Genomic DNA, 14430 nt, shown 5'->3' with positions numbered 1-14430 from the left:
GCTCAGGCGGCGCGCTCGAAGATCGCGGCGATGCCCTGACCGCCGCCGATGCACATGGTTTCAAGCCCGTAGCGGCCGTCCCTGCGGACAAGTTCGCGCGTCAGGTTCGCGAGGATGCGCCCGCCGGTCGCGCCGATCGGGTGGCCGAGCGAGATGCCCGAGCCGTTGACGTTGAGAATTTCGTTCCGGCTGTCGTCGTCGCTCCAGCCCCAGCCTTTGAGCACCGCGAGCACCTGCGGCGCGAAGGCTTCGTTGAGCTCGACGAGATCGATGTCGCCCCAGCCAAGGCCGTTGCGCGCGAAGAGGCGCTCGACCGCGGGGACGGGGCCGATGCCCATGCGGCTGGGGTCGCAGCCGGCGGCGGCCGAGCTGTGATACCAGGCGATCGGTTCGAGCCCGAGTTCGTCGAGCTTGTCCTCGGCGACGACGAGACACGCGGCGGCGGCGTCATTCTGCTGGCTCGCATTGCCCGCGGTGACCACGCCGCCTTCGAGCGGTTTGAGCTTGCCGAGCGATTCCAGCGTCGCGTCGGCGCGGTAACCCTCGTCGTGCGCGAAGACGACCGGATCGCCCTTCTTCTGGGCGACCGATACGGGGACGAGCTCGTCGTCGAACAGCCCGTTCGCCCAGGCGGCAGCGGCGCGCTGGTGGCTGCGGACGGCATAGGCGTCGCAGGCCTCGCGGCTGATGTCATAATCCTTCGCCAGATTTTCGGCGGTTTCGATCATGCCGGTGATGACGCCGAAACGCTCGATCGGCTGCGACATCAGGCGGCCGCGGGTGAGGCGATCGTGGAGCGTCAGATTGCCCGCGCGGATGCCCTTGCGGACATCGGTCGTATAATGTTCGACGTTCGACATCGACTCAACGCCGCCCGCGACGACGACGTCGGACATGCCGGTCTGGACCATCATCGCGGCGTTGACGACGGCCTGCAGCCCCGACCCGCAGCGGCGGTCGAGCTGGTAGCCGGGAACCTCCAGCGGCAGGCCCGCAGCGAGCCACGACCAGTGGCCGATGCTCGGCGCCTCGGCGTTGCCATAACCCTGCGAGAAGACGACGTCGTCGACGCGCGCGGGGTCGATTTTCGTGCGCTCGACCAGCGCTTTCAGGATGACCGCGCCGAGGTCGCCCGCAGTGATCGACGAGAGCGAGCCGCCGAACTTGCCGACGGCGGTACGGATCGGGGCGACGATGGCGGCGCGGCGAAGGGTCATGGGTCAGTCTCCGGTTTTGGGTGTGCCGACAATGCCGGCATCGATCAGGCGGGCGATCTCGCCCGAGGAAAGCGAAAGGCGCGAGGACAGCACTTCTTCACTATGCTGGCCGTTGAGCGGCGCGGGCCGCGGCGGTTCGCGCTCCGCCTGCGGGATGGTCGAGAAGGCGCCGGCGGCGGGGTAAGCGAAGCCGCTGGGGTTCGTGGCGCTCCCGAAGATCGGGTTGTTCGCGACGAGCGCCGGATCCTGCACCGCGTCGGCCATGGTGCGATACGCCGAATGGACGATGCCACCGGCGTCGAAGGCGGCGGCGAGGTCGGCATGATCGCGGCTCGCGATGGCCTTTTCGAACAGCGGGTAGAGCGCGTCGCGGTGGTCGAAGCGGAGGCCGTCGTCCTTGGCGAAGGACACGCCGCATTGGCTTTCGGTCGCGGCGATGGCGTCGCCGAGATTCAGCGCCGCGACGAGGTTCGCCCACTGGCGCGGGGTGACGACGACGATCATCGTCCGTTCGCCGTCGCGCGTCACGAAGTCGCGACCGAACAGGCCATAGACGGCGTTGCCGAGGCGCGGGCGGTTCTGGCCTGAATAGAGCACTTCGGCGATCCCGCCGAGGTTGGCGACGGTACCGATCGCGACATCCGACAAGGGGATGCGAACCTCGCTGCCTTCGCCGCTGACGCTCCGCCGTTGGATCGCGGCGAGCAGCGCGAAAGCGGCATAGGCGCCGGTGAGCAGATCCCAAGCGGGCAGGACGTGGTTGACGGGTTCGGGGCCCGCGCCGGTGAGCATCGGATAACCGACGCTGTTGTTCACGGTGTAATCGAGCGCGGGCGAGCCGTCGGCCCAGCCCATGACGCGCACAGTGATCAGGTCGGCGCGGCTCTCGGCGAGCTTATCGTGTGACAAGAAGCCGTCGACCGGGAAGTTGGTGATGAACTGGCCGGTTGCGCGGACCAACTCCTGCAGTAGCTCGCGTCCCTCGGGCCTGGACAGGTCCAGCGCGACCGATTTTTTCGCGCGGTTGAGATTTTCCCAATAGAGTGAGTTGTTCTCGGTCGTCACCGGCCAGCGCCGGAAATCGGGACCGCCGCCGATCTGGTCGACGCGGATCACCTCGGCGCCGAACTGTGCGCAGTATAGCCCGGCCGTGGGCGAGGCGACGAAGGACGACGCCTCGATCACCGACAGGCCGGACAGCAGTGGATACATCAGTTCGCCGCCGCAAATTCGCGCAGCATATGCTTGGCGATCTGGAGCTGCAGGATCTGCGTCGTGCCTTCGTAGATGCGATAGATGCGCGCATCGCGGAAGAAGCGTTCAGCGTCATATTCGGCGAGATAGCCGGCGCCGCCATAGACCTGGACGCAGGCGTCGACGACGCGGCCGCACATTTCGCTGGCAAAGACCTTGAACGCCGCAGCCTTGCGCAGGACATTCTCGCCCGCATCGGCGCGTCGCGTGACGTCCTCCATCATGCATTCGGCGGCATAGATGTCGATCTCGCTCTGCGCCAGCATCTGCTGGATGAGCTGGAAATTGGCGATCGGCTCGCCGAACGCCTTGCGTTCGGTCGCGTAACGCACCGCGCTGTCGAGCGCGCGGCGGGCGTAGGCGGTCGCGGCAGCGCCGACCGACATGCGGCCGTTGTCGAGGCTCATCATCGCGAACATGAAACCCTTGCCGAGTTCGCCGCCGAGCAAAGCCTCGCCGCCAACGCGGACGTCGTCCATCACGATGTCGGCGATATGGCTGCCCGACTGGCCCATCTTCTTGTCCGGTTTGCCGATCGACACGCCCGGCGCGTCGAGCGGCACGATGAAGGCCGAGACATGCGCGTTCTTTGGCAGATTCTCCTTGCTCGTCCGCGCCATGATCAGGCCGACCTTCGCGAAGGGCGAGTTGGTGATGTAGCGCTTGGTGCCGTTCAGCACCCAGCCGTTATCGGTCTGTGTCGCGGTGGTCTGAAGTCCCGCCGAGTCCGATCCCGATCCGGGTTCGGTGAGGCCGAAGGCGGCGATTTCGCCCGCGGCGACGCGCGGCAGCCATTCGGCCTTCTGGGTCTCGGTGCCACCATTCTTGAGCGCCGAGGCGAACATGCCGATGTTGATCGAGATGATCGAGCGAAACGCCGGCATCGCATAACTCAGCGTATGAATTGTCTTGATATACTGGCTGACGTTCATTCCCGCGCCGCCATGCTCCTCGGGGATCGTCAGGCCGAACAGGCCCATGTCGCGCATCTCGGACAGGATCTCGTCGGGGATCGCGTCGGTTTCGACAATCTCCTTCTCGGCGGGAAGAAGGCGATCGCGCACATAACGTTCGAGCTGTTCGATGAACTGTTCGAAGATATCGGCGTCCATGCCGGGGTTGCTCATGGGCTGTTCCTCAAATCGGGTCGTAGGGGAAGACATGCGCCGACACCTCGTCGGCGCGCGCGAAGGCGGAGCGGAAGGCGGGAATCAGCTCGTCGGCGATCGCCTCGGCGCTCCAGCCTTCAAGCTTGGCCATCGAGCGCACCGGACGCGGTTTCGAAAAGAGAAGGATCTCGTTCTTGCGGACGCTGAAGATCTGGTTCGTCACGTCCTTCGACAGGTCGGACGCGAGATAGGCGACGAGCGGCGCGATCTTGTCCGCCGACATCGACTGCAGGCGTTTGACGCGCTCCTGCTCGGCGGGGGTCGTCGCGGGGATCGAAGAGGTCATGCGGCTCCAGGCAAAGGGCGCGATGCAGTTCGAGCGCACGCCGACGCGCGCCATGTCGAGCGCGATCGACTGCGACAGCGCGACGACGCCGAGCTTGGCCGCGGAGTAATTGGCCTGACCGATGTTGCCGATCAGGCCGCTGGTCGAGGTGAAGTGGATGAAGCTCCCCGATTGCTGCTCGCGGAAATAGGGCGTCGCGGCCTTCGAGACGTTGAAGACGCCGGTCAGGTTGACCTCGATAACGCTCTTCCAGTCCTCATAGCTCATCTTGTGCCAGATGGTGTCGCGGAGGATGCCGGCATTGTTCACGACGGCGTCGATGCGGCCGAACTTCGCGACCGCATCCTCGATGATGCCCGCGGCTTCCTTGGGATCGGCGACATTGCCGAAGTTGGCGGCGGCCTTGCCGCCAGCGGCGACGATATCGTTGGCGGTGGTTTCGGCCGGGGCGGCGTCACCGCCGTCGCCCGCCTGCGCCACGCCCGGATCGTTGACGATGACCGCAGCGCCCTGTGCCGCACAATAGAGGGCCAGCTCGCGCCCGATCCCGCGTCCCGCGCCGGTGATCGCGACAACCTTTCCGTCAAGGCATCCGCTCATGGCCGTTCTCCCGTTCGATTCGTGTTGGTAGCGCGATATGCCTGTCGCCGCATCATTTCAACATTCAGAATTGATTTTTCACCATATTGAAAATATCCGATAGGCGATGACTGGCCCCGTTCGTTCTGTTTCGCAAGCTTTTGCGATCCTCCGCCTGCTCGGCGACGCGGGCGCGTTGACCTTGTCGGATATCGGACGAAGCGTCGGTCTCAGCCCGTCGAGTTGCCTCAACCTGCTGAAAACGCTTGTCGCGGAAGGCGCGATCGAGCGCGAGGACGGAACCAAACGTTATCGCCTGACCGCGCCCTGGCAGGCGACTGAAGCGCTGCGCGACAGCGTGGGGTCGCGGCTCGTTGACAGGGCGTTGCCGCGAATGGCCGCCTTTGCGCAGCGGACGGAGGCGGCGGTGGGTCTATGGAAGATTGTGTCGCGCGACCGTATGCAGCTTGCGGTGCGGGCGGAGAGCGACGCGGGTATGCGCCTCAGCCTTGCCGATGATCAGCGTCAGCCGCTCGGCAGCGGCGCGGCCGGCCGGGCGATCGCGGCGGTGCAAGGGATCGGTTCCTCCGAGCTCGCACGCCGCTATGCCCCGGTTCGGTGGCAAGCCGGGCTGCCGTTCGAAACCTATGCGCGGCAGGTCGATGAGGCAGCGGCAAGAGGGTTCGCAGTCGATCAGGGCTATACGCACCGCGGGGTCTGGACGGTCGCGGTCGGGATCGCCGGGATCGCGCCCGGCTATTGCCTGTCGGCCTCGATCGTCGCCGGATCGCGTAGCGAGGCCGAAATCGGCGCGCTGGGCGCCGCTTTGGTCGCGCTTCGTGACGAGTTGGTCGTGCAGGCCGGATAGCCAATGTTTCTTGTCTGATACACCCGCCCATGTCAGGGACCGCGCTAAGAACGAGCGTTCCGTAGCGGAGGGAATATGAAATTCGACGTGGTGATCGTGGGTGCCGGGCATGGCGGGGCGCAGGTTGCGATCATGCTGCGCACGCAGAAGTTCGAAGGCAGCATCGCGATCATCGGCGACGAGCCCGAACTTCCCTATGAACGCCCGCCGCTGTCGAAGGAATATTTTGCGGGCGAGAAGGAATTCGAACGCATCCAGCTACGCCCCGCCAAATATTGGGACGAGCGCGAAGTGACCATGCTGCTCGGCAAGCGCGTCGTGTCGGTTGATCCGGCGGGTCACACCGTCACCACCGACGGCGGCGAGACGATCGGCTATGGCAAGCTCGTCTGGGCGACCGGCGGCGCCCCGCGCATGCTGCCGATCCCCGGCGGCGATTTGCCGGGCGTGCAGGGCGTGCGGACCCGCGCCGACGCCGATGCGATGAAGGCGGCGTCGGAGACCGCGGAGCAGATCGTCGTGATCGGCGGCGGCTATATCGGGCTGGAAGCGGCCGCCGTGCTCAACAAGGCGGGCAAGAAGGTCGTGCTGCTCGAAGCGCTCGACCGCGTGCTCGCGCGTGTCGCGGGGGTCGAACTGTCGCGCTTCTATGAGCAGGAGCATCGCGATCATGGCGTCGAGCTTCACCTCGGCGTCTGCGTCGATGCGATCGAGGGCGACACGCACGTTACCGGCGTCCGGCTGGCCGACGGCGACGTGATCCCGGCGGATCTGGTGATCGTCGGCATCGGCATCGTCCCGGCGGTCGAACCGCTGATCGCGGCGGGCGCCGAGGGCGGCAACGGCGTGCTCGTCGATCGCCTCTGCAAGACGAGCCTGCCCGACATTTATGCGATCGGCGACTGCGCGGCGCATGTGAACGAGTTCGCCGAAGGCGCGACGATCCGCCTCGAATCGGTGCAGAACGCCAATGATCAGGCAAATGTCGTCGCCAAGGGCATCGTCGGCGACGAAGCGCCCTATCATGCGATTCCGTGGTTCTGGTCGAACCAATATGATCTGAAGCTCCAGACCGCGGGCCTGTCGACCGGCCATGATCAGGCAGTGTTGCGCGGCGACCCCGCAAACCGCAGCTTCTCGATCGTCTACCTCAAGGCCGGGAAGGTCATCGCGATCGACTGCGTCAACGCGACCAAGGATTATGTCCAGGGCCGGATGATCGTCACCGCAGGTCTGCGCGCAACGCCCGAGCAGCTCGCCGATACCGACAAGCCGCTCAAGGAATTGCTGCCCTCCTAGCCCGACGGCAGCGCAGGGTCGGCGGGTTCGTCGCCTAGCGTGCGTTTCAGCGTGGCCTTGATGTTGCGAAGCAAGCGGCGGAGCGCGATGATCACCACGACCGCTGCGACCAGCAGCAGGATGGCGATGACGATCGCGAGCGGCGGATAGGCGATCGCCAGCGCGAGCAGTCCGGTGGTTGCGACATCCTCTCCGGTCGAGACCGCAGCATTGCTGAACGGTTCGGGGCTGACGTTGACGACTGCGCGCGTCGTCGCCTTTGCGCCGTGGCTGAGCAGCGCGCCACCGCCGCCAAGAATGAAGGCGATGACCTGCCACGCGGGATCCGAGCTATCGACGAGTGCTAGTGCGAGCAAGGCACCGCCGAGCGGGCGGATGAGGCTGTGGATCGTGTCCCAGATCGAATCGATCCATGCGACCTTGTCGGCGAGGAACTCGGCGAGGGTGCCGACGGCCGCCACACCCAGGACCCACGGGTTCGCCAATATCTGCAACGACTGCAGATGTTCGGGCAGTGGCAGCCAGCCGAAATGCATCGCGATGCCGGTGGCGAGGATAGTGAGGTAGAGCCGCCAGCCCGCGAGAAGGCTGAGGCTGCCGGCCAGCCCTAGAATTTCCAATATCCCCATGGCCCTGCTCCCACTGGACGGCGGCATCTTGCACGCCCGGCGCCCGCACTGCAATGCCTCCGGTGACAAGCCGGATGACAAGGCGTCCGAGCGGGGTTATCGCTGGGCCATGACCCAAAAAGTGCCGCCGTCCGCCTTGCCGGACAACGCCATCCCCGCTGCCACGCTGGTAATCATGCGCCCCTCGGCCGCGGGCCCCCCCGACGAAATCCTGCTGGTAAAGCGTGCGACGACGATGGCTTTTGCGGCCGGTGCGGTAGTATTTCCCGGTGGGCGCGTCGATCCCGACGATCATGTGGTGGCGGAGCGGCACGGCTTTGCAGCGGGCGACCCTGATGGTGCGGCGCGCGTCGCGGCGCTGCGCGAGACGCTCGAGGAAACCGGCCTTGCGGTCGGCTGGCCCGGACTGGAGGAGGCGGAGGTCCCTGCGGTTCGTCAGGCGCTGCTTGGCGGTACGCTATTGTCGGACATATTGGAATCGCGCGGCGAGCGAATCGGACTGGACTCGTTCGTCCCGTTCGCGCGCTGGTGCCCGAACTTCAAGGAAGCGCGGACCTTCGACACGCGCTTCTATGCGGTCGCGGCGCCGCCGCACAGTCACGAACTCACCGTCGAGGAGGCCGAGCATAGCCACATCTTCTGGGCCAGCGCGGGCGAGACGCTGGCGATGGCGGATCGCGGCGAGATTTCGATCATCTTTCCGACCCGCCGGAACCTTGAGAAGATCGCCCAGAATCCTGACTTTTCTGCCTTTTCCAACCATGCGGACCGTTTTCCGTCAGAGCTTGTCACCCCGTGGGTGGAAGAGCGCGAAGGCGAGGCGCATCTGTGCATCCCGGGGCACCTTGGCTACCCCGTGACGAGCGAGCCTTTCGAGCGCGTGCGGCGGGGCTGATTAGTTCCGATTTGGTGCAAATTTCGCTGATTTAGCAATTTCATAACAAATGCTGCGATACAGCAAATCGTCGTTGCAATCGACGGCGACTGTGCCTACACAGGTGATGCAGATTCATGTCGGGAATTTTGTTTCGGGCGTGATTCGAGAAGACTATGTTCCAGTGGACGGAGAAAAAGATGAACCTGCTTAAGAAGGCTGCGATCTCCCTCGCGGCAACGTCGATGATCGCGGCTCCGGTTGCTGCTTCGGCTGCCACCTCGCTTGATTCGGCCCGCGCTAACTCGGCGCTTGGCGGCGAAAGCGAACTCAACGGTTCGGGCTGGATCATCGGCCTCATCGCCCTGGCTGCCATCATTGGCGGCATCATCCTGGCGTCGGACAACAACGACGACACTCCGACCAGCCCGTAATATCGGCTGATCGATAGCTATACCAAAGGGCTCCGGACGTTGTCCGGGGCCCTTTGTGCATTTTGGCGCCCGCAATTGAATGTTCCCGCAGCGGCAATGTCGCAAGCAGGCAGTGCCGTGCCGGCTGCGGACCTGGCAGACGGATTTAAAGGTCGGCGGCGCGAACGGCGCGCGAGCGTCCGAGCGGGATCGCCTGCCGCGCGCGGGCGCTGGCTTCTTTCGCGACCGGCGCGATCGTCAGGCGATAGTCGCGATCGCTCGCCGTTCCGCCAGCCTCTGCCTCCGCCAGAATCGCACCCCACGGATCGATCGCAAGGCTGTGGCCGAATGTTGCGCGGCCGTCGGCATGGGTGCCGCCTTGTGCGGCGGCAAGGATGTGGCAGGCGGTTTCGATGGCACGGGCGCGAAGCAGGATGTGCCAGTGCGCCTCGCCGGTCGAGACGGTGAAGGCCGCGGGAATTGCGACGACTTCCGCACCGTGATCGACGAGCGCCCGATAGAGTTCGGGAAATCGCAAATCATAGCAGATGCTGAGCCCGAGCCGGCCTAGCGGCGTGTCCACCACTTCGATTGCCGCGCCGCCTGCATAGGCGGCCGATTCGGTCCAGTTCTCGCCCGACGGCAAAGTGACGTCGAACATGTGGATCTTGTCATAGCGCGCGCGGATGCTGCCGTCGGCGGCGATCACATGGCTGCGGTTGACGCGCCGTTCGCCGTCATCGGTGAGCAGAGGCATCGAGCCGCTGTGCAGCCATAGCCCGTGGCGTTCGGCCATCGCCTGCAAGGCGGCGGGCCAAGGGCTGTCGACCTCGCGCGCGATGTGCGCGACCGACCGCTGGCGATCGCGGTCGAGCAGCAGCGACATTTCGGGCAGGAACGCCATCGTCGCGCCGCGATCGGCCGCCTCGGCGAGTGCGCGGTCGACGGTCGCCAGATTGACGGCGGGATCGATACCGCTCGTCATCTGGACGAGCGCGGCGAGCGGGGCGGGGGCGGTGTCCATCGTCTCCTTGGCTAGGCCGAAGCCGCGCAGAGGACAAGCGGCCCGAACGAAGCATTCACGAAGTTCAGTGGCCAGCAAGCTTTGATCGCGATAAGGTGGGGCAATGCTCTATTCTCCCGCGTCGACAAGACTTTCCGCCCTTCGATCAATCCTTCCCGCTGCAGCCGCCGCGTCGGCGCTGTTGCTGGCGCCCGTCGCTGCCGCGCAGCGCAACTCCGCTCCGGCGACATCGGCAGCGACGACGAAGGATGACAGCTGGCTTTATGAAGGCAGCGATATCCCGCGCGACACGGCGTGGCAGTTCGGAGTTTTGCCCAATGGCGTCCGCTATGCGGTGCGCAACAACGGCGTGCCGCCGGGACAGGTGTCGATCCGCGTTCGCATGGATGTCGGCTCGATGTTCGAGACCGAGCAGGAACGCGGCTTTGCCCACCTGCTCGAGCATCTGACCTTCCGTGGGTCCGAACATATTCCCGACGGCGAGACCAAGCGCATCTGGCAACGCTTCGGTGTGACCTTCGGCAGCGATTCGAACGCGCAGACCACGCCGACGCAGACCGTCTATCAACTCGACCTGCCGAGCGTCACGCCGGTCAATCTCGACGAGAGCATGAAGCTGCTCGCCGGCATGGTACGCGAGCCCCGCATTTCGGAAGCTGCGGTCACCGCCGAGCGCGGTGTCGTCCTGTCCGAACTGCGCGAATCCGACGGCCCGCAAAAGCGCATCGCCGATCAGACGACGTCGCATCTTTTTGCCGGGCAATTGCTCGGCGATCGCTCGCCGATCGGAACAGTCCAGTCGCTCGGCGCCGCGCGCGCCGACACCGTGCAGGAGTTCCACGATCACTGGTATCGTCCCGACCGCGCGGTGATCGTGATTTCGGGCGATGGCGACCCCACCGAATTTGCGCGGCTGATCGCAAAATATTACGGCGACTGGCGCGCCGACGGCCCGGCGCCCAAGCAACCTGATTTCGGCAAGCCCGATCCCAAGGCGCCGATGGCGAAGGTCATTGTCGAGGCGAACCAGCCGCTCGCGCTGACCCTTGCGATGCTCCGCCCTTGGCAGAAGCGGATCGATACGGTGGAAAATACGCGCCGGCTCTATCTGGAATTCATCGCGCAGGCCCTCGTCAATCGCCGGTTGGAAAATCGCGCTCGCGCCGGCGGCAGTTATCTCGTCGCCACGGTCGAGCAGCAGTATATCAGCCGCAGCGTCGATGCGACGATGGCGTCGATCGTGCCGCTGAGCGACTGGAAGGCGGCGCTTGCCGACGTGCGCGGGGTGATCGCCGATGCGGTGACGACACCGCCGTCACAGGCCGACATCGACCGCGAAGCGAACGAGATTCAGGCCTTTCTGCTCAAGGAGCTGGAAAACGCCCGCAACGAACCCGGCGCGCGACTTGCCGACGATATGGTGCGCGCGGTCGATATCGGTGAGACAGTGACCAGCCCGCAGGGGCAGGTCGATATGTTCAAGTCGATCCGCGCCTCGGCGACCCCGAAGGTGATGCTGGATATCAGCAAGGCGATCTTCGGCGCGCCGGTGACGCGCGTGGTGCTGACCGCCCCGGCCCCCATTGCCGGCGGCGACGGCGCGCTGCTTGCCGCGCTGGCCGCGCCGGCCAAGATCCGCGACGACCGGCTGACCGACAGCAACGTCGATTTCACGCAACTGCCCGCAGTCGGCAAGCCGGGGGCGATCCTGTCTTCGTCGCCGCTCGCGGGATTGCGCGCCGAACGGATCGAGTTCGCGAACGGTGTCACTGCGCTCGTTTCGAACAATCAGGTCGAACCCGGCAAGGTGCGCGTGAACATACGCTTCGGTACGGGCAACCGCAGCGTCGCCGCCGACGCGCCGAATCTGTTGTGGACGGGTGACTATGCCCTGATCGCGAGCGGGATCGGGCCTTGGGGGCAGAATGAGCTCGACCAGCTCACCAACGGCCGTCAGATCCAGATGAACTTCTCGGTCGAGGATGACGCGTTCGAGCTTTCGGCCGAGAGCAAGCCCGCCGACCTTGCTGACCAGATGAAGCTCATGGCGGCCAAGCTCTCCAATCCGCGCTGGGATCCGGCGCCGGTCGAGCGGCTCCGCGTCGGCTATCTGACCGGTTATGACCTCAACGACGCAACGCCCAACGCCGTGCTCGATCGCAATTTGCGCGGTTGGCTGAGCAATGACGACGCGCGCTGGGCAGCACCGGAAAAGGCGCAGATTTCGGCGCTGACCCCGGCGGCGTTCCGCGCCTTCTGGGAACCGCGGCTTGCGAGCGGCCCGGTAGAGGTCCAGATCTTCGGCGACCTGTCGACGGTCGATTACAAGAAGATCCTCGCCGAAACCTTGGGCGCTTTGCCGCCGCGCAAGGAAATCGCGCCGCCGACCGGGCAGAAGGTCGCCTTTGCCAAGCATAATGTCGCGCCGATGATCGCCTATCACACGGGCGAGAAGGGGCAGGCCGCGGCGATGACCGCCTGGCCGACGAGCGGTGGGCTCGGCAATCCGCGCGATGTGCGCGGGCTCGAGATCCTGGCCGCGATCTTCAACGACCGGCTGTTCGATCGCCTTCGCGCCGAACAGGGGGCGAGCTATGGGCCGGTTGTCGACAGCCACTGGCCGACCGGTTTCGACGGCAGCGGCGGTTACCTGCTCGTGGGCAGCCTGCTCGCGCCAAAGGATATCGATCGCTTCTATGGTATTGCGAAGGACATCGCCGCCGATCTGGTGACCAAGCCGGTGGATGCCGACGAACTGGCGCGCAATGCGGGCCCGATCCGCGAGCAGGTCGCGCGCGCCTCGACCGGCAATGTCTACTGGATGTTCCTGCTAGAGGGGGCGACGCGCGATCCGCGCGTGACCGCGGCGGCGCTCTCGATCGAGCAGGATATTTCGTCGGTTACCCCAGCGGACATCCAGCGGCTGGCGAAGGCCTATCTGCTGCCTTCGCGCCAGTGGTCGCTGGCGATCCTGCCCAAGGGAATGACGCTTGCCGACGCCGCAGCGCTCGACAAGGTGGCGAGCGGGACGTCGGGCGGACGCTAGCTACCAGGTGTCCTGAGCTTGCGGATGCGCGGCTCGTGTTCGAGATCGCCCTTGGTCATGATGTCGTGGCGCATCTTGGCGCGGACATCATGGATCGAGGCGATCACCGGCCCCATCGCGACGCCCAGGTCGATCAGCACCGCTTCGGCAAGCTGGAGCGAGCTTTCGAGTGTTTCGGGCACCGCATCGTTCGCGCCCGCCCGATAGAGCGCGGCGGCGTGATCGGCGTCGCGGGCGCGGCTGATGATCGGCAGATCGGGATATTTCTGTTTCAACTGGCGCGTCATGCGGAGCTGCTGGACAGGGTCGTCCATCGTCAGCACGATGGCCTGGGCATTCTCGATCCCCAGCTTGTCGAGGCTGCCGGGCCGCGCGACGTCGGCAAAGCGTACCGAAAAGCCGTCGCGGCGGGCTGCTGCGACGGTGTCGATGTCGGCATCGACCGCCACATAGGGACGGCCATGTTCGCGCAGAAGTTCGGCCACCGTGCGGCCGACGCGGCCGAAGCCGACGATAACCGTGCGCCCCTCGGGTGTTTCCTCTGGCTGTGCTTCGCCGGTACGCATCTCGATCCGCCGCGCAATGTCGTGGCCGACGCGGGCAAGCAGCGGGGTGATCGTCAGCCCGATCGCGGTGACCAGTTGCCAGAACTCGGCCGTGCTGCGGCTGATGAGTTGCGCCTGCAGGGCGGTCGCGAGCACGATCAGGGTCGTTTCTGAGGGGCTCGACATCAGCAGACCGACCTCGGCGGCGGTGCCGCGGCGGGCAACCCCCGAAAAGCGGAGCAGCGCGGCGGTGACGACCGCCTTGACCAACACGACGCCGACCACCGCCGCGATCAGTTGCGGCCACAATGCGGCGATGCTCTTGAGGTTGAGCCCCATGCCGACGCTGATCAGGAACACCCCGAGCGCGAGCCCCTTGAACGGCGCCGTGATCGCCTCGACCTCTTCATGATATTCGGTCTCGGCGATCATCAGGCCGGCGAGCAGCGCGCCGACGATCGGCGACAGGCCGACCGCCGCGGTTGCGAGCGCGGCCACGATGACGACGAGCAGGCTGGCGGCTAGGAACAGTTCGGGATCCTTGGCGCGCGCGGCCTGCGCGAAAATCTTCGGCAGCAGGAACCAGCCGCCGATCGCGAGTGCGGCGACGACGAGCACCCCCTGCCACAATGTCGTCAGCAGCAGTTCGGCGCTGTCCCCTGAGGCGGCAGGCGAGAGCGCGGCGAGGACGAAGATGATCGGGACGAGGGCCAGATCCTCGAACAACAGCATCGAAAAGGCCGATTTGCCAACAGCCGATTTGGTGCCTGCGATCGGCAGCACAAGCGCGGTCGAGGACAGGGCGAGGGCGATGCCGAGGCCATAGGCGGCGGGGGTCGACAGATCGCCGAGCAGCAACAATGCGGTGCCGAGGATCAGGCCGCAAAGCGTCAGTTCGGCGGCGCCGATCCCGAACACCAGCTTGCGGAGCTGCCACAGGCGGCGGAACGACAGTTCGAGCCCGATCGAGAAAAGCAGCAGGACGATGCCAAGCTCGGCAAAGAGCGCGATCTCCTCCGCCGATCCGATCGTAACGTGGCGGAGCCAGGGATAATCGCCGGTCAGCGACCCGAGCCCGGAGGGGCCGACGAGCAGTCCGACGAGGATGAAGCCGATCACGGGCGGCAGGCGGAAGCGGGCGAATGCCGGGATCACGATGCCCGCGGCGCCCAGCACCACCAGCGCATCGCCGATAAGCGAGGTTTCTGTCTCCGATACCATAAGGGC

12 protein-coding genes are annotated in these 14430 nt (G+C 65.7%); 5 read left to right on the top strand and 7 right to left on the bottom strand.

Translation table 11 applies throughout. The annotated features are described in order from the left end of the window. Positions 1 to 2: 2 nt before the first annotated feature. Genes ACQY80_RS03035 through ACQY80_RS03020 form a run of 4 tightly spaced genes read right to left on the bottom strand, consistent with a single transcriptional unit; the run spans position 3 to position 4526 of the window. On the bottom strand, positions 3 to 1217 hold the full coding sequence (locus ACQY80_RS03035) for an acetyl-CoA C-acetyltransferase (RefSeq protein ID WP_428683523.1): 1215 nt from the start codon (positions 1215 to 1217) through the stop codon (positions 3 to 5). A gap of 3 nt (positions 1218 to 1220) precedes the next feature. Continuing rightward, the gene (locus tag ACQY80_RS03030; protein ID WP_428683521.1) at positions 1221 to 2429 is read right to left on the bottom strand and encodes a CoA transferase; all 1209 of its coding nucleotides are present in this window, start codon (positions 2427 to 2429) and stop codon (positions 1221 to 1223) included. Beyond that, positions 2429 to 3598 (bottom strand): acyl-CoA dehydrogenase family protein, encoded by a 1170-nt coding sequence (locus ACQY80_RS03025; protein WP_428683519.1) that lies wholly within the window; start codon positions 3596 to 3598, stop codon positions 2429 to 2431. Before ACQY80_RS03025 ends, ACQY80_RS03030 begins: the two co-directional genes overlap by 1 nt. 10 nt (positions 3599 to 3608) lie before the next feature. Continuing rightward, on the bottom strand, positions 3609 to 4526 hold the full coding sequence (locus ACQY80_RS03020; protein ID WP_428683517.1) for an SDR family NAD(P)-dependent oxidoreductase: 918 nt from the start codon (positions 4524 to 4526) through the stop codon (positions 3609 to 3611). A 106-nt stretch (positions 4527 to 4632) separates the two neighbouring features. On the opposite strand from ACQY80_RS03020, the gene ACQY80_RS03015 reads away from it, so the two are divergent. Together ACQY80_RS03015 and ACQY80_RS03010 are read left to right on the top strand one after the other, a co-directional pair. Beyond that, positions 4633 to 5373, top strand: coding sequence for an IclR family transcriptional regulator (locus ACQY80_RS03015; protein WP_428683515.1), 741 nt, complete (start codon positions 4633 to 4635; stop codon positions 5371 to 5373). Positions 5374 to 5448: 75 nt separating this feature from the next. Continuing rightward, positions 5449 to 6672 carry an NAD(P)/FAD-dependent oxidoreductase gene (locus ACQY80_RS03010; protein WP_428683513.1) on the top strand — a complete coding sequence of 408 codons (1224 nt, stop codon included), beginning with the start codon at positions 5449 to 5451 and terminating at the stop codon, positions 6670 to 6672. Here the strand turns inward: ACQY80_RS03010 and ACQY80_RS03005 are convergent. Then, positions 6669 to 7301, bottom strand: coding sequence for a DUF4126 domain-containing protein (locus ACQY80_RS03005; protein WP_428683511.1), 633 nt, complete (start codon positions 7299 to 7301; stop codon positions 6669 to 6671). The genes ACQY80_RS03010 and ACQY80_RS03005 overlap by 4 nt on opposite strands. A gap of 109 nt (positions 7302 to 7410) precedes the next feature. On the opposite strand from ACQY80_RS03005, the gene ACQY80_RS03000 reads away from it, so the two are divergent. Beyond that, entirely contained in the window at positions 7411 to 8196 is a 786-nt protein-coding gene (locus ACQY80_RS03000) for an NUDIX hydrolase (RefSeq protein WP_428683509.1), read from the top strand. A 179-nt stretch (positions 8197 to 8375) separates the two neighbouring features. Continuing rightward, positions 8376 to 8609: a hypothetical protein gene (locus tag ACQY80_RS02995; RefSeq protein ID WP_428683507.1), complete on the top strand. Its 234-nt coding sequence runs from the start codon at positions 8376 to 8378 to the stop codon at positions 8607 to 8609. 145 nt (positions 8610 to 8754) lie between these two features. On the opposite strand, the gene ACQY80_RS02990 is transcribed toward ACQY80_RS02995, so the two are convergent. Beyond that, positions 8755 to 9612 carry a carbon-nitrogen hydrolase family protein gene (locus ACQY80_RS02990; protein ID WP_428683505.1) on the bottom strand — a complete coding sequence of 286 codons (858 nt, stop codon included), beginning with the start codon at positions 9610 to 9612 and terminating at the stop codon, positions 8755 to 8757. A 103-nt stretch (positions 9613 to 9715) separates the two neighbouring features. On the opposite strand from ACQY80_RS02990, the gene ACQY80_RS02985 reads away from it, so the two are divergent. Continuing rightward, a complete protein-coding gene (locus ACQY80_RS02985) occupies positions 9716 to 12658 on the top strand; it encodes a M16 family metallopeptidase (RefSeq protein ID WP_428683503.1) in 2943 nt (980 codons plus the stop codon). Here the strand turns inward: ACQY80_RS02985 and ACQY80_RS02980 are convergent. Beyond that, positions 12655 to 14424: a cation:proton antiporter gene (locus ACQY80_RS02980; protein WP_428683501.1), complete on the bottom strand. Its 1770-nt coding sequence runs from the start codon at positions 14422 to 14424 to the stop codon at positions 12655 to 12657. The genes ACQY80_RS02985 and ACQY80_RS02980 overlap by 4 nt on opposite strands. Between the last annotated feature and the right edge of the window lie 6 nt (positions 14425 to 14430).

The organism is Sphingopyxis sp. (assembly GCF_965279755.1).
In the GTDB taxonomy this organism is placed as follows: domain Bacteria; phylum Pseudomonadota; class Alphaproteobacteria; order Sphingomonadales; family Sphingomonadaceae; genus Sphingopyxis.
Note: the sequence above shows the minus strand (reverse complement) of the source record. Positions and strands in the feature narration are given on the sequence as shown.

What these genes read in the sequence shown, in the direction of transcription:
- ACQY80_RS03035 (WP_428683523.1), bottom strand. Translation starts at nt 1,217, where the DNA reads ATGACCCTTCGCCGCGCCGCCATCGTCGCCCCGATCCGTACCGCCGTC.
- ACQY80_RS03010 (WP_428683513.1), top strand. Translation starts at nt 5,449, where the DNA reads ATGAAATTCGACGTGGTGATCGTGGGTGCCGGGCATGGCGGGGCGCAG.
- ACQY80_RS02995 (WP_428683507.1), top strand. Translation starts at nt 8,376, where the DNA reads ATGAACCTGCTTAAGAAGGCTGCGATCTCCCTCGCGGCAACGTCGATG.
- ACQY80_RS03005 (WP_428683511.1), bottom strand. Translation starts at nt 7,301, where the DNA reads ATGGGGATATTGGAAATTCTAGGGCTGGCCGGCAGCCTCAGCCTTCTC.
- ACQY80_RS02990 (WP_428683505.1), bottom strand. Translation starts at nt 9,612, where the DNA reads ATGGACACCGCCCCCGCCCCGCTCGCCGCGCTCGTCCAGATGACGAGC.
- ACQY80_RS02985 (WP_428683503.1), top strand. Translation starts at nt 9,716, where the DNA reads ATGCTCTATTCTCCCGCGTCGACAAGACTTTCCGCCCTTCGATCAATC.
- ACQY80_RS03030 (WP_428683521.1), bottom strand. Translation starts at nt 2,429, where the DNA reads ATGTATCCACTGCTGTCCGGCCTGTCGGTGATCGAGGCGTCGTCCTTC.
- ACQY80_RS03025 (WP_428683519.1), bottom strand. Translation starts at nt 3,598, where the DNA reads ATGAGCAACCCCGGCATGGACGCCGATATCTTCGAACAGTTCATCGAA.
- ACQY80_RS03020 (WP_428683517.1), bottom strand. Translation starts at nt 4,526, where the DNA reads ATGAGCGGATGCCTTGACGGAAAGGTTGTCGCGATCACCGGCGCGGGA.
- ACQY80_RS02980 (WP_428683501.1), bottom strand. Translation starts at nt 14,424, where the DNA reads ATGGTATCGGAGACAGAAACCTCGCTTATCGGCGATGCGCTGGTGGTG.
- ACQY80_RS03015 (WP_428683515.1), top strand. Translation starts at nt 4,633, where the DNA reads ATGACTGGCCCCGTTCGTTCTGTTTCGCAAGCTTTTGCGATCCTCCGC.
- ACQY80_RS03000 (WP_428683509.1), top strand. Translation starts at nt 7,411, where the DNA reads ATGACCCAAAAAGTGCCGCCGTCCGCCTTGCCGGACAACGCCATCCCC.